Below are 16,669 nucleotides of genomic sequence, written 5' to 3'. Positions count from 1 at the left end.
CGCCGGGCCGTCGCGACCTCGCGACGGCCCGACCACGCGACCACGCTTAGACGCCGCCCCAACCATTCCACGGCCACGATCGACCCCATGACAGACAACGCCACCAACCCCGCACTCCTCGTCGCCGAAGCCGTCGACCGGTGCCTCACCATCGCCGAGACCTGGCTCGCCTGGGACGGCACCCCCATCGTGACCGACGGGGCCAACCTGTGGACCCCGGCGAAAGCCGTACGCCGCATCCAGGACCACCTCATCGACCACCTCGCCGAAGTCGAGGCGCTCCTGGCCGGCGCCACCCCGCAGGACGACCACTGGCACGGCCGGATGGTGACGCTGGAGGCCGACTGGGCCCGCTTCACGGAGCTGGACCTGGCGGAGGCCCGCTCCCGCTGGACCCGCCTGGGCCAGTCCTACGTGAACCGCTACACCACCGCTCCGGACGCCTGGGATCTGCCGCGCTCCCCCAACTGGACCCTGCGCGGGATCGCCGAGCACGTGTCCGAGATCACCTGGTACGCCGAACAGGTGGGAACCCTCCGGTTTGGGGACTCGGCCAGGATTCGCTAGAGTTCTCTCGTCACCGCACACCAGCGGAGACAACGCGGAAGTGGCTCAGTGGTAGAGCATCACCTTGCCAAGGTGAGGGTCGCGGGTTCGAATCCCGTCTTCCGCTCGGAGCTTCCGGCTCGGTGGAGTGGCCGAGAGGCGAGGCAACGGCCTGCAAAGCCGTCTACACGGGTTCAAATCCCGTCTCCACCTCCCAGGACGATTAGCTCAGCGGGAGAGCACTTCCCTGACACGGAAGGGGTCACTGGTTCAATCCCAGTATCGTCCACCACATTTCAGGTCAAGCAGGAGTTATAGCCCCAGCTCACGGCACATGCCGGGAGTCTGGGGCTTCTTGTTGTTCCCGGCCGCGACCGTCAACCCGTGGGTGATGGTGTGGCGCACCCCGCAGGCCGAACGGCTGGGACTTCGAGCTTGGACGGTGGAAACGAAGCCTGCTGCCGAACTTGACCACCTGGCCAGCTGTCCGTCTTCCTCAGCAGAACCAACCCGGCTGGCCGTGCCTATCCCTGGCGACGCCGTCTCCGGATGACGTCCATGCCGGCAACCGGCCTCGCCACAGACTGTGCCGCCGTTGACGTACCGGCTCACGAGGGTGACCTACACCGCTACAACGGCTGTTCCAACCAATGCCGCATGGGCGCGAGACCTGAGGCTCCGAAGAAGGCCAACGCGCGCTTGTTGAAGTCCCACACGTCGGTGAGAAGGCTTGAACAGCCCGCTTCCTTGCCGGCCACGCGAACTGACTCGACCAAGGCGGAACCCACTCCAGTACGAGCCATGGCAGGGTCGACGGCGATGTGTTCCACGAAGACAAAGCTCCGGGGCTGCGTGAGCGCGTCACCTGGGCGCTTGTGCATGGTCGCCATGACATAGCCGACAGGACCTTCCGAAGAGTCTGCGATGAACGCAAGAGCGTTCTCGCGCGCCAGGAAGGAGCTGAAGAGGGACACTAACTCTTCAGCCGATGAGGGCGGGCGGAAGATATCAGGTCGCTCGTTGACGTGAAGGGTATGAACGAAGTCGTTCAGCTGCGTCAACGTGGCCGCGTCATCTGGCGTCGCGGGGCGGACCCGTACTGATTTGGTCATGGAGGGGATAGTGGCCTCGATCCACACGGAGCGCCAACCGGCCGGCAAGCTCACTGACACCGGCTTGGTCGGGACGCTCCCGGAGATCGAGTTTCTGAGACCCGCCTGCGAAGCCGTGGCATCACAGCCGAGGTGAGGCCCGATGTCGTCGTGTAGGGAAGGAGTCGTCTCGGGCCGATTTGCTACACCCTTGCGCCGCTCCCTTTCGCTCAGGACCGGACCGTAATGCCTGAGGGGTCGATAGCGAAGAACCCATCATGCGCGCCGCAGTTTCCGGGTGGCGGCCCGGCTTGAGAGTAGGCGGGATGCGTTTGGGGAAGCGGAGTCCCGCCCCCGCTGAAGGTGCGCCCGTCGAATATCTTTCCCACGCCGGGGATCGCGACTCCGCGTCTCCCGTCCCGGGCCCGGAGCGGTGATGTGCCTTTCGGCCACAGGGGAATGAGCACCTTGGATCCGTGGGTGCGCACCAGGGCAAGGCACGATTCCTTCTCGATCCATGTGAGCCGGGCGGTCAGGAACATCAGATCGCTCCACCCTTGATCGTGCACGAGAATGGCGGGATCGGTACCAACCGTCCAGTGGCAGACGGCTGTTGAGCAGGACGTCGGGGCGGGTGCACGGGTGGCGGCAGTTTGAGCGCTGGGACGCGCAGACGTGCAGCCTTGCAGGCCGAATATCCCGATCAGCATGACGACGACGGCTACTCGCCTCATGAGGAGCGCACCTCCGTGAAGGCGGAACCAGGATCGAGGCTGGGCCGCCGTGGGCACTTCAGTACGTGCGTGCCATCGGCGACCCAGCGAAAGCCTAGCGAGTCCAGACGTAGTATTTCGCTCCGTTGTAAAATCGGTTTACCGGCGTGAAGGCGCAGAATGAACCTTCCACCAGCGTCGCAGCGCCCTTAAGGACGCCATATGCCTCTGCGTCGCGATAGAAGGGCCCACCGCTGTCCCCGAACCAGCATGTCGTGTCCGTGGCACGAATGGTGGTCACGACCTGGCCGCCGACATCGCCGATGGTGTGGTTGAGTTTGGTAACGGTACCGCAGTCCCGTCCGGTTGCCTGCCCATACTTGCAAACAGCGTCGCCTATGGCCGGGCCGGCGGATCGGGCGTCAGCGTAGCGTTTGGCGCCGTCGTCCCAGTAGAACGTCCGGGTCGCGGTCATCGCGCCGTGGTCGTACATGCCGATGTCACCGCCGGAACCGATGTACACCCACTTCGCGACTACGACACTGCTGCCGCCATCAGCCACGTCGTTGTGGTAGACCGCTTCTCCCTCCTCCACACAGTGCCCTGCCGTACCGTGCCGCTTGGTGGCTCCGCTCTCGGAGATCAGATTGAAGTTCGAGGTGCAGAACCCGTCGGCATATCCCAGTCTTCCTCCGCCCCGGATGTAGTTGTCATAATCGGCGCCCAACGGCCCTTCGCCGATGGACACCTTGACCTGGATGTTCGGATCAGCCACCGCTGGAACAGCGGCCTCACGCAGCTTGTCGGCCGTCAGCGTGGCTCTCGCACGTGAGGATGGCACCACCAGGGCTTCCACGGCGCCGAGCCGAGGGTCGTACCAAGTTGCGATGTCTGCCACGTCGGGATTGCCGCGTAGCGCCTTGTGCAACTGCTTCTGCGCGACAGGCAGATCGGCTTCGGTGTAGCCAAGGTTGCCACGCAGCTCGACCTGTACGGGAAGCGTCTTGGCAAGCGCGATGGCTCGGGGCGGGATCGCGCCCTTGAAGCCGATCCAGACGCTACCGTCGTCTTCGTTCGCGAACCCTGAAAGCTCTTTGGGGAAATTCGCCGACAGTTTGTGGGCCATGGGTGAGGTGTACTTCTGATAGCCGTACCGTTCGATCGCATCCTCCAGCGAGGTCTGCTTGGCCTCAGCCATTCCCTGCAGGTCGATGAGCTGTACAGCCGACAAATCGTCGATCATGACGTCAGGGGTTGAGACAGGACCATCGGGCCAGTTGGCGGTCGCGGCGGGATCTGTTCTGGCGATGTTCGCGACGTAATCCGCGATGACATCCTTCAGCGGGATGCCCTTCGACGCGGCCGTCGCCTTGAGGCGATTTAGCTTAGGGCGCTGTACCTTCGGTTGTTTCTGGGCGGTCAGCGTGACGATCGTCGGATCGGCGGCGTTGGCTGTGGGGGTCGAGGCAGTCGCAGGCGCTGCCATGATCCCGCCCGGCAAGCCCAAGATGGGCAAGGCGAGCAGAGCAAGCGTTTTCCCGCGTTTGGTGTGACCGATAGGTAAGTGCACCCGTTTCCTCCGATGGCCGTAAGGATCACTGCTTACGGTTGCAGTCAAGCCTCGCAATGCCGTACGGCAAAGGCGCGGAGGCAATCTGTGTCAGCCTCGTTATCTGGTAACGCTGCCGTCTCCCTCACCACAGCAATTCACCGCTCGAAAATAAGGCCATAAACATTTCGGGTCATCCCGAGCAGCGGGGTAGGTGAGGCGGCCGCCGAAGGTCTCCTGGGCTGCGCTCGGGTTTGCGCCAGTAGCCGCGCGCCACATTGGGGCCGTGCAGCCAGATCTCGCCGATCCGGTCATCGGGTAGTTCCGCGCAGGTCTCGGGGTCGACGATGACGACGTACTGGCCGGCGGGGCTGCCGCACGAGATCATCCCGACGGCGCGGCGGACCGGCGCAGCCGGGCGGCCGTCGAGGACGCTCGCGCGTGTGTCTCGGCCCAGGTCAACGTGGTTTTGCGGCCATCACGGTGGCTGCCGTAGTCGACGAAGGTGTACGCCGGCGTGTCGGGCCGCTCCACGGCCCACCTGAGAACCAGATCGGCCAGTGGTTCCCCGTCTAATGCCTCGGTTGAGCGATCACCCAGAGCCATTCCACTCCCCCGCCAATGGGCCGGCGCGACCGTGTCGGCTAATTGCATTTACCTAGTCGCCGATTAATAGCGCCATTCGAGAGGATAGGCTCACCTCGGCTCGCTCCATGGACATATTTTCCATCCCTATCTATATATGGTATTAAACTGGACATTTCTTATGCCGGGAGCAGCGGGCGATTTCTATCTCGGTCCTTTTTATCTGCTTTCCGGATATAAGGGATTGGCTTTCCGGCTGAATCGCGGGATCTGACACGCGGGAGACAGGTCCGATCTTGGCCCTGGTCAAACGGATCTGCACGGGTTACCATCCGGGAACACATCCGATGTATGTGGCCCTCAGGAGCTGTCATGCCGACCGCCACACCGATACGTCTGTGCGCCGCCCTCCTCCTGTGCCTCTTCCTCCTGCCCGCCCTGCCCGCCTCTGCCGCCTCGGCCACAAGCTGGACGATCTCCGCCTTACCCGGCGGTCCGGCGGCGGAGCTCTCGCTCGACCCCCAGGCGGGTACCCTCACCTTCGCCGCGACGCGCCGCGGCGTCCGGGTCCTGGAGCCGAGCCCGGTCGGCATCGTCACCGAACGGGCCGACCTGTCCCAGGGATTGCGCTTCCTGCATCGCCGCGACCGTCTGGTGACCGAGCACTACACCACCACGGTGGGCAAGCGGCTCAAGCGGTCGGCGCTCATGCGCGAGGCGACGTTCACCTTCGCGAACGCCACCGGCGCCCGGCTCGACCTGGTCGTCAGGGTCGCGCGGGACGGCGTCGCCTACAGGTACCGGCTGCCGGCCGACTACGGTCCCGTCCTGCGCGAGACGTCCGCGTACACGCCGCCCCAGAACGCCACCGCCTGGCTGGCCCTGCACCGGCGCGACTACGAGAACCCGTTCGTCCAGTACACGGCCCTGACCGCGCCCACGGGCGACTACATGGTGCCCGCGCTGTTCGAGACCGGCGGCGACTACCTCCTGATCACCGAGTCCGGCCTCGACGGCGGCTACTCCGGGCCGCGACTGGCGCACGAGGAGGGCACCGGCACCTACAGCCTGCGGCTATGGGATGAAAAAGTGCAGGCCGGCGAGACCCCATGGCGGGTGCTGATCGCCGGGGATCTGGCCACGGTCACCGAGTCCACGCTGGTGGACGACCTCGCGCCCGATTCCCGGGTCCGCGACACCTCCTGGATCGCGCCGGGCCAGGTGCTGTGGACGTGGCTCGCGGGCGGCAGGGAGGCGGGGCAGAGCCTGGAGAAGCAGCAGGCGTTCGTCGACTACGCCTCGGCGCGCGGCTGGCCGTACGTGGCGGTGGACGCCGGGTGGTATTTCCTCAAGGACCAATGGGACGTCACCGATCCGAACTGGCCGACCACCAGCTGGATGCCGAAGCTCGTGGAGTACGGGCGGGCCAAGGGCGTGGGGATCATCGTCTGGATCCACTTCCGCGACCTGGACACGCCGGAGGAACGCGCCCTGTGGCTGCCCACCCTGAGCCGCTGGGGCGTGCGCGGCGTCAAGATCGACTTCATGGACTCCGAGTCGCAGGAGCGGCTGCGCTGGTACGACGAGATCCTCCCGGCGACCGCGGCGAACCGGCTCCTGGTCAACTTCCACGGCTCGACCATCCCCAAGGGCATCCACCGCACCTGGCCGCACGTAATGACCATGGAGGGCGTGCACGGCGGCGAGAAGCGCACGCTCACCACCGCCCACATCACCACCCTGCCCTTCACCAGGAACGTCGTCGGCTCGATGGACCACACGCCCATGGCCTTCCACCGGGCGGGCCGGCCCACCTCCGACGCGCACGAACTGGGCCTGGCGGTGACGTACGAGTCCGGCCTGCAGGATCTGGCCGGCACCGTCGAGTCCTACCAGGCCAGGCCGGAGGCTGAACGCTTCCTCGAGCAGGTGCCCACCGCCTGGGACGAGACGCGATTGCTGTCCGGCCGCCCGGCCGACCACGTGGTGCTGGCCCGGCGCAGCGGCGACCGCTGGTTCGTGGGGGCCGGGATCTCGGGCGCGGCGCGCACGCTCGACGTGCCGCTGAGCATGCTGCGCGGCCGATGGCTGGTCGAGGTCGTCCGTGACGGCCCGACCGGCCTGGTACGCGAGAGCCACGTGGTCGACGGGCCCCGTGGCCGGCTGTCGGTGCCGGTGCCGGACGAGGGCGGATACGCCGCCATCGCCTGCCGCTGGCATCCCCGGATCACGACCTGCGACCGCTAGACCTCCGATCAGCGCTCCACCCACACCTCCGATGTATAGGTGCATTTTGATGAGAAGACGGTTTCTGGCAGGGCCGATTGTCCTGGTTCTCGGCGCGGCGCTGACCGTGGTCCCGGCCGTACAGGCGCAGGCTCGTGAGCCCGCCGCAATGCCGTACACGCTGTGGTACGACGAGCCCGCCCCCGACACGAACGAGGGCTGGGAGACGCGGTCGCTGCCGATCGGCAACGGGGCCATGGGCGCGACCGTGTTCGGCGGGGTGAGAGCGGAGCGGCTGCAGTTCAACGACAAGACCCTGTGGACCGGCGGCCCCGGTGTGGCCGACTACAACTTCGGCAATTGGGACGCCCCGCGGCCCGGCGCGCTGGAGGGCATCAGGGAGCGGATCTGGAAGGAGGGCGGTATCCCGCCCGAGGACGTCCTGGCCGCGCTCGGGCTGAAGTCGGACACGCCGCGCCAGCGCCGGTTCGGCGCGTACCAGAGCTTCGGCGATCTGCGTCTGGCCTTCCCCGGCCTGCCCGAGCAGACCGGCGACTACCGCAGGCGGCTCGACCTCGCACGCGGCGTGGCGGGCGTGTCGTTCACGGCCGGCGACGTCCGCCACAGCCGCGAGTACTTCGCGTCCGCGCCCGCGGGCGTGATCGTGGCCCGGCTCGCCACCGACCGGCCCGGCGGCGTGACCTTCACCGCCGGCATCGCCGTGCCGGCCAACCGCACGGTGAGCGCCACGGCCGAGCGCGGCAGGCTGACCGTCAAGGGGGCGCTGACCAGCAACGGGATGGCGTACGAGGCCCAGCTGCGGGTGCTCAACCAAGGCGGGAGCCGGACCGACAACCCCGACGGCACCATCACCGTGACCGGCGCGGACTCGGTGGTCCTCATCCTCGGCACCGGCACCGACTACGCCGCCGACTACCCCACCTACAAGGGCGAGGACCCGCACGCCAAGCTCACGGCGCGGGTCGACGCCGCCGCGCGCCAGGGGTACGCCAGGCTGCTGGCCGCGCACCGGGCCGACCACGCCGCGCTGTTCGACCGGGTACGGCTGGATCTGGGGGGAAGCCTGCCCGCCATCCCCACCGACGAGCTGCTCGCCCAGTACGGCAACGGCGCGTCCCCGGCCGCCGACCGGGCGCTGGAGCAGCTCTTCTACCAGTACGGGCGCTACCTGCTCATCGCCTCCTCCCGCCCCGGTTCGCTGCCCGCCAACCTCCAGGGCGTGTGGAACCTCCAGGAGGCCCCGCCGTGGCAGTCGGACTACCACCTCAACATCAACCTGCAGATGAACTACTGGCCCGCCGAGATGACCAACCTGGCCGAGCTGGCCCGGCCGCTGCACGACTACGTGAACGGGCTGCGCGAACCAGGCCGGGTCACCGCCAAGCAGATGTACGGGGCGCGCGGCTGGGTCGCCCACCACGCCTCGAACATCTTCGGCCAGACCGGCGCCTGGGACCACCCCGCCTACTTCTTCCCCGAATCGGGGGCCTGGCTGTCCGAGCAGCTCTACGACCACTACCGCTTCACGCTGGACGAGCGCTTCCTGAAGCGGACCGCGTACCCGATCATGAAGGAGACCGCCCAGTTCTGGCTCGACTTCCTGCGGACCGACCCCAGAGACGGCAAGCTCGTCGCCGTCCCCAGCCGCTCCCCCGAGCTCGGCCCGGCCACCGCCGGAGCGTCGATGTCGCAGGAGATCCTCTTCCAGCTGTTCACCGACCTGCGTGAAGCCGCGGGGCTGGTGGGCGACCGGCAGCAGGCGGCCGCGGCCGCCGACGTGCTGGCCAAGCTGGATCCCGGCCTGCGGGTCGGCCGGTGGGGGCAGCTCCAGGAGTGGAAGGAGGACATCGACGACCCGGCGGAGACCCACCGGCACGTCTCCCACCTGTTCGCGGTGCATCCGGGGCGGCAGATCTCCCCGCGTACGACGCCGGAGCTCGCGGCGGCGGCCAAGGTCTCACTCAACGCCCGTACCGACGTGGGCACCGGCTGGAGCAAGGCGTGGAAGATCAACTTCTGGGCCCGGCTGCTCGACGGCGACCGCGCGCACAAACTGCTGCGCGACCAGCTCCAGACCAGCACACTGGCCAACCTGTGGGACACCCACCCGCCGTTCCAGATCGACGGGAACTTCGGCGCGACCTCCGGCATGACGGAGATGCTGCTGCAGAGCCACCTGGGAGCGATCGACCTGCTCCCTGCGCTGCCCGCCGCGTGGGCGGCCGGCCGGGTGACGGGCCTGCGCGCCCGCGGCGCCCACACGGTGGGGCTGACCTGGGCGTCCGGGCGGCTGTCGGAGGCCCGCCTGACCTCCGACCAGGGCGGCGAGGTCAAGCTCCGTAACGACGCGTTCCGGGGCGGGGTGCGGGTCACGGCGGGGCACGGTCGTCCGGTCGCGTACAGGGTGGACGGAGACACGGTGACGTTCCGGGCGCGGGCCGGTGATGACTACCGAATCGGCGTCATCGGCCGATAACGGGCTCCAGGGGCGGGGGCCCGGCCTTGCGGCCGACGCCGACCATCACCCACGCCTTCTCCGGTCTCTCGGACTGGAAAGGGCTGTCGGGCCGCCACTCCCGGACGTACACCAGCCCGGGTTCGACCAGTTCGAGCCCGTCGAAGAAGGGCAGCACCGTCTCGCGCGTACGGGCGCCGCCTTCGGCGTGGCCCAGCATCCTCCGGTAGAGGGCGACGATCGGCTCCGCCACCTCCGGGCGGGAGTCGAAGACGACGTGCGTGATGACGATGTGGCTGCCGGCCGGCAACGCGTCACGCAGTTCGGCCACGTGCCGGAAGGGCTCGTGGCCGTCCGGGATGTACTGCAGGACGCCTAACAGCAGCACCGCCACCGGCTGGTCGAGGTCGATGACCGCCCGCAGGTCGGGGTCGGCCAGCAGCTCGGCGGGATGCAGGATGTCGCCCTTGACGACGCCGGTCCCGGCGCCCCGGGCCAGGATCGCGCGGGCGTGCGCGAGCACCACCGGGTCGTTGTCCACGTAGGCCACGCGGGCGTCGGGGGCGAGGGATCGGGCCAGTTCGTGGGTGTTGGCCTCGCTGGGGAGCCCCGAGCCCAGGGTGATGAACTGGGTGATGCCCTGCTCCACGAGAAACGGGATCACCCGTCCCTGGAACGCCTGGTGCTCCTGCGCCATGACCCGGACCTCCGGCGCGGTGGCCAGCACGGCCTCGGCCGCCTCCCGGTCCACGGCGAAGTTGTCCTTGCCCCCGATGAAGTAATCGTGCATCCGGGCGAGGTTCGGTGTGCTGGAGTCGATTCCTGCGATCCACCGGGCCTCGTCACTCATGCGGCGTCTCCTCCACGTGTCGAATAGCTCTTTGATTATGCCCAACGACAGCAAGCTACGCCCAACCCGTAAAGACCGGACATAGCGCATCTAACAGCGGTGATGAGATGGGCTCACGTTTGGGCCTTGTTGGAGTGGCGCGGGCGGCGGATGCTGACGGCAGGCCCCCCAGCCGTGTGAGGTGTCCGTGATGCGCCGCCGATCCATCGCCATCGTCCTCCTCCTTCTGACCGCCTTACTGGCGCCGCCGGGGGGCCGGTCGTCGGCGGTCGCGGCGGAAAGCAGGTCGGCGGCGGCCTCCGATGTGCGTGGGTTCGTCGACGCGCACAGCCACCTGTTCTCCTACGAGGCGTTCGGCGGCATGCTGCTGTGCGGGAAGCCGTTCGACCCCGGCGGCATCTCCCGCGCCCTGGCGGACTGCCCCGATCACTATCCCCATGGCGAGCTGGCCTGGTTCGAGAACTTCACCCGCACCGGCTCAGCGACCGGCACCCACGACCCGGTGGGCTGGCCCACGTTCCGCGACTGGCCGGCGCACGACTCGCTGACCCACCAGCAGGCGTACTACACGTGGGTGGAGCGGGCCTGGCGCGGCGGGCTCCGGATCATGGTCAACGACCTGGTGGCCAACCGCCAGCTGTGCGCGATCTACCCGCTGAAGAAGAACTCCTGCGACGAGATGACCACGATCAGGCTGGAGGCGCAGCGGGCCCGAGAGCTGCAGGACTACATCGACACCCAGTACGGCGGGCCCGGACGAGGCTGGTTCAGGATCGTGCTCGACCCGGCCGAGGCCAGGCGGACGGTCGAGGCGGGCAAACTCGCCGTCGTTCTGGGCATCGAGACCTCCGAGCCGTTCGGCTGCCGCCAGATCCTCGTCATCCCGCAGTGCACCCAGGGGCAGATCGACCGCGGGCTGGACGAGATGTACGCGCTCGGCGTACGGAGCATGTTCGTCTGCCACAAGTACGACAACGCCCTGTGCGGCGTGCGCTTCGACTCCGGCACCCAGGGCGCCATCGTCAACCTGGGCAACCTGCTCAGCACCGGCTCCTTCTGGCAGGCGCGTACCTGCACCGGGCCCGAGCACGACAATCCGATCGATCCCGGCGGAGTCCTGCCCGACCAGCTGGCCGCGCTGCTGCCACCGGGCGTCTCCCTGCCGATCTATCCCCCGGCGCCGCACTGCAACACCAGGGGGCTGACCGCCCTGGGCGAGTACATGGTCAAGGGGATGATCCGCCGGGGCATGCTGGTGGAGCTCGACCACATGAGCGCGAAGGCCGCCGGCAGTACGCTCGCCATCCTCGAGGCGGCCGGCTACCCGGGCGTGATCTCCTCCCACAGCTGGGCCGATCCGAGCTACTTCGACCGGATCTACGCCCTTGGCGGGATGATCACGCAGTACGGGCACGACGCGCGGGACTTCGTCGCCGAGTGGCGGCGTACCCAGCCGCTCAGGCAGGCGCACCAGATCCCCGGCTACGGCTACGGCCTGGACGTCAACGGCCTGGGCCGGCTGCCCGCGCCTCGTACCGGCAACGCCGCGAACCCGGTGACGTACCCCTTCACGTCCTTCGACGGAAGCGTGTCCCTGGACCGGCTGCGTACCGGCGATCGGGTCTGGGACGTCAACACGGACGGCGTCGCCAACTACGGCCTGGTGCCCGACTGGATCGAGGACATGCGGATCATCGCCGGACCGGACATCGTGCGGGACATGGCCGCGGGCGCCGAGTCCTACCTGCGCACCTGGACGGCCGCCGCGGCCCGCCGCATCCCCTAGCCCTGTTACCGGGTGCGGTCGTAGCGCATCACCACCACGCGGGAGTCGCAGGTGCGCGAGTCGGCGAGCCGCAGGTTGATCCGGTCCTCGCGGGGCACGAACAGCGGCTTGCCGCCGCCCAGCACGACGGGATGCACCGCGACGTGGTACTCGTCGATCAGGCCGTGGTCGGTCAGGGCGGCGGCCAGGCGGGAGCCGCCGGTCAGCAGCAGGTCCTTGCCGGGCTGCCGCTTGAGCTCGGCGACCTCCTCAGCGAGGTTCTCGCCGATGACCCTGGTGGCCCATTCGGTCTCCTTCAGCGTGGTCGAGAAGACGATCTTCGGGGTGTCCCGCCAGATGGGCGCGAACCTGAGGACGTGCGGGTGGTCCGACATCGACTCGGCGTTCGGCCAGAAGCTCGCCATCCCCTCCCACACGCCACGCCCGTACAGGAAGGTGTCGGATCTGTCGGTCAGCGCGTCGGAGTACGCCGACAGCTCCTCGCCCATCTCGGGCCAGTCGAACTCGCCCTTCGGCCCGTCGATGTGGCCGTCGATCGACGCGTGCACCCAGTAGATGATCTTGCGCATGTCCCGCTCCTTCACTCGGCGTTCTTCGCTTTCGTGGTGGAGTCGGAGCCGCGCCGCCGTTCTCTACATCCGGCCGGAAGTTTTTCCTGAATTCTGCGAGCCAGGGCTTCAGGCCAGGAGTTCGCGGGCCAGGGCCTCGCTCCACCACTGCTGGACCCGATCCGGCGCCCAGCCGCGTTCGATCGTGAGCGTGGTGTAGACGTCGATGGTGCACAGGGCCGCGTAGATGTCGACGGCCGACCGCACGTCCAGCCCGTCCCGCAGCACCCCGGCCGGCCAGGAGGAGAACACCTGGACCCGGGTCTCGTCGCCCCGCCGGCGGGCGTCGCGGTAGGCCGCGGCCAGTTCGGGCTCGGTGCGGCCGGCCTCGCGCACCAGCGTGATGACATCGCCCGCGCGCTCGAACAGCCGCCGGTCGTAGGCGGCCATCGCCGCCAGTTGCCGCCGGGGGTCCGTCGCCGCGGCTTCCAGCTCGGCGAGCTCCTGAGCGACGTCGGCCGACAGGTCGGCGGCGTCGGCGAGGGCCTGGGTCAGCCCCGCCTTGTTCCCGTACACCGCGTAGACCGTCGGTACGGAGACTCCCGCCTCGCGTGCCACGTCGCGGACGGTCGTCGCCGCCCACCCTTGGGAGACGAAGAGCCGGCGAGCGGCCCCGGCGATCTCGGCCCGCGTCTCCCGCGCCTGCGTCGCCCGGCGCAACGAGTCGTAGCGGCGCGGTCCCGGCTCTGCACTCATGATTCCCCCGACTTTCCGCTGTTCATAATGAATATATGACACGAATCGCGAAGGACAGCGTGGCGAGGCACCTCGTGGCAGAGGTCCCCAGGAGGGAGACGGTCCGTCACAGCAGGGCCCCTGCGGGGACACCCCTCCAGAGGGAGAGGTCCCCAGGAAGGAGACGGTCTGTCACGGCAGGGGTTCCTGCGGGGACACCCCCTCCGCGGGGAGAGGCGGCGAACGGTCGCGGACATCGCGCTAGTGGCCGCGTACGGCCTGGATCGCGGCGTCACGTGTGAGTGCGGCGCCGCGGTCGTAGGCCGTGGTGAAGGCCGCCTCGCCGAGCAGGGCGCGGGCGCGTTCGGTGGGTCGCAGCAGGTTGTCGAAGCCGCTCAGGTCCGTCGTCCCCCGTAGCGCGGTCGCCAGGCCGAGCAGGTGGGCGGCGCGCGTGGGCTCGGCGTCGGCCAGGGCGAGCGCGGCGCGCAGGTGTGCCGCGCCGGCCAGGGTCGGCATGTCCACCGCGTCGGCGGCCAGCTCGATCGCGGTGTCGAGCAGCGGCCGGGCGCCGTCGGCGTCGCCGTCGAGCAGGGCGGCCATGGCCCGGTAGCAGCCGGCCGACGCCCGAACCGGAGAGTGGAGAGCCATGGCCTCCACCGCATCGAGCTCGCGCCGGGCAGCCGCCCGATCGCCGCTTCTGAGCAGGACCTCGGCCCGCGCCAGCCGGATGTACTCGATGCCTTCCTGCTTGCGCAGCTGCTCGGCGAAGTCCCAGGCCGCGAGCATGTCGCTCTGTGCCTGGTCGAGCTCGCCCAGCCGCGCGCGGGTGATCGCGAGGCCGGCCAGGATGGCCGCCTGATCTTCGAGGATGCCGAGCTCGCCGGCCAGGCGGAGCGCCTCCAGCCGCGCGTCGATCGTGGCGCTCAGGTCGCCCTGGCGGGCGTGGTGCTCGGCCAGTACGCGTAACGCCGAGGACAGGGCCCAGCGTTCGCCGAGGGCCTCCAGTTCTCGGCGGGCCTCGTCCAGGAGGGTAAAGGCGTGAGCGACCTCGCCCTCGTACTCCGCCACGATCGACTGCGTCATCAGCGTCGTCGCGCGCTCCCAGCCGGTGAGGCGCGGCAGCAGCCGATCGGCCGAACGCGCGGCGCCTGCGGGATCGCCCAGCCAGATCGGCGCGAAGAGCAGCAGAACCCACCCGGACACCCCATCGCCCAGCCGGTCGCGCAGCTCCAGGCCGGTGTTCATCGCCTGCCGGGCCGCCTCGACCGCACCGAGCCCGTGGTGGGCGAACGCCTCCAGCACCAGCCGCACCGGGCGCTGGGCCTCGGGCAGCTCGCCGGGCAGGTCGAGGACGCCGCGCGCCCAGTGCATGCCCTCGAGGGACCTGCCCTCCAGGTACCAGAACCACCAGACTGCCGCGAGGAGCCGTACGCCCAGCTCCGCGTCCCCGACCTCGGCCGCGAGCCTCATCGCGGCCAGGAGATTGTCGTCCTCGGCCCGCAGCCGCGCCAGCCAGTGGAGCTGGTCCGCCTTGCGCAGCTCGGGGTCGGCGGTCTCGGCGAACCGGAGGAAGTAGCGGGCGTGCCGGTCACGGACGGCCCGGTCCTGCCCGGCCTCGGTCAGCCGCGCCATCCCGTACGACCGGACGGTCTCCTGCATGCGGTAGCGCTCACCGGACGGCTCGACCAGGGACTTGTCCACCAGGGCAGTGAGGACGGCCAGCACGTCGGCGGCATGCGGTCCGCTGGCCCCTTGGGGGGTGTCGGCGGCATGTCCGCCAACCGTTTCGAGCGCGTCGAGGGTGGCGCCGCCGGGGAAGGCGGCCAGGAGCATCGCGAGTTCGCGTTCGCGGCCGGACAGCAGGTCCCAGCTCCAGTCCACGACCGCCTGCAAGGTCTGATGCCGGGGCAGCGCCGTACGGCTGCCGCTGCTGAGCAGGCGGAACCGGTCGTCGAGCTTGGCGGCGATCTGCTCGACGCTCAACGCGCGCATCCGCGCGGCGGCCAGCTCGATGGCCAGTGGCATCCCGTCGAGCCGTCCGCAGATCTCGACGACCGTACTGGTGTTGTTCTCGTTCAGTACGAAGCCGGGGCGGACCAAGGCCGCGCGTTCGACGAAGAGCCGCACGGCCGGATAGGACTGCGGATCGCGCACCGCGGCCGCCGGCCACTCCAGGGGCGGGATGGGATAGAGACTCTCCCCCGCGATGGCCATCGACTCCCGGCTCGTCGCCAGGACGCGCAGGTCGGGACAGGCACCGAGCAGCCGGTCGGCCAAGTGCGCGACGGCCCACACGACGTGCTCGCAGTTGTCCAGGACGAGCAGCACCCGCCGGCCGTCCAACTCCTCGGACAGCCGGTCCAGCGCCTCTGCCAGCCGGTCCATGACGTCACGAGCCGGGGCGTCGCGGTCCGGGGCGTCAGGGTCCAGGGCGTCGCGGTCCGGGGTGTCACGTACCAGGGCGTCACGGTCCGGGGCGTCGCGAGCCGCGATGCCGCGAGCCGGGGTGCCGTCGGCGGGCGCGGGCTCGAACCAGCCGGAGTCTCTGGCGCCGATCGCCGTGAGCACGGCGTGGGCGACGTCGAGCGGCTCCGTCACCGCCGCCAGCTCGACCAGCCAGACGCCGTCGGGGGCGAGCTCGGCGGAACGCTGGGCGACCTCGATGGCCAGCCGGGTCTTGCCCGCGCCGCCCGGCCCGACGACGGTGACCAGGCGGGCGGCTTCCAGCGCCTTGGCCAGCTGCGCCAGCTCCTCCTCCCGGCCGACGAAGCTGGTCACCTGAGCGCGCAGATTGGTCCGCCGGGTCCGGCGCCGGGGCTGGTGCCGAGGGTCGTGCCGGAGAAGGCTCAGGTGGACCTCGGCCAGCTCCGCCGACGGGTCGACACCCAGCTCGTCGGCCAGCGTGCGCCGGGTCCGCTCGTAGGCGTCCAGCGCGTCCGCCTGCCGGCCGGCCGCGTAGAGCGCGCGCATCAGCAGGCCCTGCAGGCGCTCGCGCAAGGGATGGGCGGCGGCCAGTGGGCGCAGCTCGGCGAGGACGTCGGCGCCTTCGGCGAGTTCGAGCTCCAGGCGTTGTTCGGCGGCCGACAGGCGCAGCTCGGCCAGGCGTACTCCCTCGTGAGCGGCGAACGGCAGGTCGGCGAACTCCGCGAACGCGGGCCCGCGCCACAGGCGTTCGGCCGCGCGCAGCGCCGCGAGGTCGCCGACGCTCACCAGCTTCTCGAAGCGCGTGACGTCGACCTCGGCGGGCTCGATCGCCAGCCGGTAGCCGGGCGGCTGCGACTCGATCGTCGCGGCGCCGACCAACCGGCGAGTGCGGGAGACCAGGGCCTGCAGAGCGTTGGCGCTGCCCGCCGGCGGCTCATCGCCCCAGATGGCCGCGATGAGAACCTCCACCGGCACGACCCGGCCCGCCTCCAGCGCGAGCCTGGCCAGCAGCGCGCGCAACTTCGTGCCCGGGATCTCGATCGGCCGGCCGTCGTCGGCCCGCGTCTCGAACGGACCCAGCAGCATCACACGCACGCCCCAAGCTTCCCACCCGCCGGCTTACGCCGGTGCCGGTCGTCG

At 69.4% G+C, this 16,669-nt stretch carries 12 protein-coding genes and 3 tRNA genes; 7 read left to right on the top strand and 8 right to left on the bottom strand.

Annotated elements, in window-relative coordinates; all coding sequences use genetic code 11:
- Positions 1-87 precede the first annotated feature (87 nt).
- From ACGFJ2_RS05650 to ACGFJ2_RS05635, 4 genes are all read left to right on the top strand, one after another.
- On the top strand, positions 88-567 hold the full coding sequence (locus ACGFJ2_RS05650) for a hypothetical protein (RefSeq protein WP_393465023.1): 480 nt from the start codon (positions 88-90) through the stop codon (positions 565-567).
- A 34-nt stretch (positions 568-601) separates the two neighbouring features.
- A tRNA-Gly gene (locus ACGFJ2_RS05645) sits at positions 602-673 on the top strand.
- A gap of 15 nt (positions 674-688) precedes the next feature.
- Positions 689-759: transfer RNA gene (locus tag ACGFJ2_RS05640), tRNA-Cys, on the top strand.
- 4 nt (positions 760-763) lie between these two features.
- A tRNA-Val gene (locus ACGFJ2_RS05635) sits at positions 764-838 on the top strand.
- Between the two features lie 337 nt (positions 839-1,175).
- Here the strand turns inward: ACGFJ2_RS05635 and ACGFJ2_RS05630 are convergent.
- The 4 genes from ACGFJ2_RS05630 to ACGFJ2_RS05615 all read right to left on the bottom strand — a co-directional run bounded on the left by ACGFJ2_RS05630 (position 1,176) and on the right by ACGFJ2_RS05615 (position 4,433).
- On the bottom strand, positions 1,176-1,658 hold the full coding sequence (locus ACGFJ2_RS05630; RefSeq protein ID WP_393465020.1) for a GNAT family N-acetyltransferase: 483 nt from the start codon (positions 1,656-1,658) through the stop codon (positions 1,176-1,178).
- Between the two features lie 807 nt (positions 1,659-2,465).
- Entirely contained in the window at positions 2,466-3,920 is a 1,455-nt protein-coding gene (locus ACGFJ2_RS05625) for a S1 family peptidase (RefSeq protein WP_393465017.1), read from the bottom strand.
- Between the two features lie 172 nt (positions 3,921-4,092).
- A complete protein-coding gene (locus ACGFJ2_RS05620) occupies positions 4,093-4,287 on the bottom strand; it encodes an AMP-binding protein (RefSeq protein WP_393465014.1) in 195 nt (64 codons plus the stop codon).
- A complete protein-coding gene (locus ACGFJ2_RS05615) occupies positions 4,284-4,433 on the bottom strand; it encodes a hypothetical protein (RefSeq protein ID WP_358187433.1) in 150 nt (49 codons plus the stop codon). The genes ACGFJ2_RS05620 and ACGFJ2_RS05615 overlap by 4 nt, the downstream gene beginning before the upstream one ends.
- 423 nt (positions 4,434-4,856) lie before the next feature.
- Here ACGFJ2_RS05615 and ACGFJ2_RS05610 point away from each other — a divergent pair, with 423 nt between their 5' ends.
- Together ACGFJ2_RS05610 and ACGFJ2_RS05605 are read left to right on the top strand one after the other, a co-directional pair.
- Positions 4,857-6,731 (top strand): glycoside hydrolase family 97 catalytic domain-containing protein, encoded by a 1,875-nt coding sequence (locus tag ACGFJ2_RS05610; protein WP_393465010.1) that lies wholly within the window; start codon positions 4,857-4,859, stop codon positions 6,729-6,731.
- A 49-nt stretch (positions 6,732-6,780) separates the two neighbouring features.
- Positions 6,781-9,207, top strand: a complete 2,427-nt coding sequence (locus tag ACGFJ2_RS05605; RefSeq protein ID WP_393465007.1) for a glycoside hydrolase N-terminal domain-containing protein — start codon at positions 6,781-6,783, stop codon at positions 9,205-9,207.
- Here the strand turns inward: ACGFJ2_RS05605 and ACGFJ2_RS05600 are convergent.
- Positions 9,194-10,036, bottom strand: a complete 843-nt coding sequence (locus ACGFJ2_RS05600; protein WP_357955713.1) for an SAM-dependent methyltransferase — start codon at positions 10,034-10,036, stop codon at positions 9,194-9,196. The genes ACGFJ2_RS05605 and ACGFJ2_RS05600 overlap by 14 nt on opposite strands.
- A 190-nt stretch (positions 10,037-10,226) precedes the next feature.
- Here ACGFJ2_RS05600 and ACGFJ2_RS05595 point away from each other — a divergent pair, with 190 nt between their 5' ends.
- Positions 10,227-11,822 carry a Coagulation factor 5/8 type domain-containing protein gene (locus ACGFJ2_RS05595; RefSeq protein WP_393465004.1) on the top strand — a complete coding sequence of 532 codons (1,596 nt, stop codon included), beginning with the start codon at positions 10,227-10,229 and terminating at the stop codon, positions 11,820-11,822.
- Positions 11,823-11,827: 5 nt separating this feature from the next.
- Here the strand turns inward: ACGFJ2_RS05595 and ACGFJ2_RS05590 are convergent, their stop codons facing one another.
- The 3 genes from ACGFJ2_RS05590 to ACGFJ2_RS05580 all read right to left on the bottom strand — a co-directional run bounded on the left by ACGFJ2_RS05590 (position 11,828) and on the right by ACGFJ2_RS05580 (position 16,615).
- Positions 11,828-12,391, bottom strand: a complete 564-nt coding sequence (locus ACGFJ2_RS05590; RefSeq protein ID WP_357955717.1) for a dihydrofolate reductase family protein — start codon at positions 12,389-12,391, stop codon at positions 11,828-11,830.
- A gap of 108 nt (positions 12,392-12,499) precedes the next feature.
- Complete coding sequence (locus tag ACGFJ2_RS05585; protein ID WP_393465001.1) at positions 12,500-13,126, bottom strand: TetR/AcrR family transcriptional regulator; 627 nt, start codon at positions 13,124-13,126, stop codon at positions 12,500-12,502.
- Positions 13,127-13,366: 240 nt separating this feature from the next.
- Positions 13,367-16,615 carry a BTAD domain-containing putative transcriptional regulator gene (locus ACGFJ2_RS05580; RefSeq protein ID WP_393465311.1) on the bottom strand — a complete coding sequence of 1,083 codons (3,249 nt, stop codon included), beginning with the start codon at positions 16,613-16,615 and terminating at the stop codon, positions 13,367-13,369.
- Between the last annotated feature and the right edge of the window lie 54 nt (positions 16,616-16,669).

Source organism: Nonomuraea sp. NPDC049028 (genome assembly GCF_043197735.1).
Taxonomy (GTDB): domain Bacteria; phylum Actinomycetota; class Actinomycetes; order Streptosporangiales; family Streptosporangiaceae; genus Nonomuraea.
Note: the sequence above shows the minus strand (reverse complement) of the source record. Positions and strands in the feature narration are given on the sequence as shown.

Bases quoted from the DNA above. Each gene is read 5' to 3' on its own strand.
- ACGFJ2_RS05650 (WP_393465023.1), top strand. From the start codon at position 88: ATGACAGACAACGCCACCAACCCCGCACTCCTCGTCGCCGAAGCCGTC.
- ACGFJ2_RS05630 (WP_393465020.1), bottom strand. From the start codon at position 1,658: ATGACCAAATCAGTACGGGTCCGCCCCGCGACGCCAGATGACGCGGCC.
- ACGFJ2_RS05620 (WP_393465014.1), bottom strand. From the start codon at position 4,287: ATGATCTCGTGCGGCAGCCCCGCCGGCCAGTACGTCGTCATCGTCGAC.
- ACGFJ2_RS05610 (WP_393465010.1), top strand. From the start codon at position 4,857: ATGCCGACCGCCACACCGATACGTCTGTGCGCCGCCCTCCTCCTGTGC.
- ACGFJ2_RS05605 (WP_393465007.1), top strand. From the start codon at position 6,781: ATGAGAAGACGGTTTCTGGCAGGGCCGATTGTCCTGGTTCTCGGCGCG.
- ACGFJ2_RS05600 (WP_357955713.1), bottom strand. From the start codon at position 10,036: ATGAGTGACGAGGCCCGGTGGATCGCAGGAATCGACTCCAGCACACCG.
- ACGFJ2_RS05595 (WP_393465004.1), top strand. From the start codon at position 10,227: ATGCGCCGCCGATCCATCGCCATCGTCCTCCTCCTTCTGACCGCCTTA.
- ACGFJ2_RS05590 (WP_357955717.1), bottom strand. From the start codon at position 12,391: ATGCGCAAGATCATCTACTGGGTGCACGCGTCGATCGACGGCCACATC.
- ACGFJ2_RS05585 (WP_393465001.1), bottom strand. From the start codon at position 13,126: ATGAGTGCAGAGCCGGGACCGCGCCGCTACGACTCGTTGCGCCGGGCG.
- ACGFJ2_RS05580 (WP_393465311.1), bottom strand. From the start codon at position 16,615: ATGCTGCTGGGTCCGTTCGAGACGCGGGCCGACGACGGCCGGCCGATC.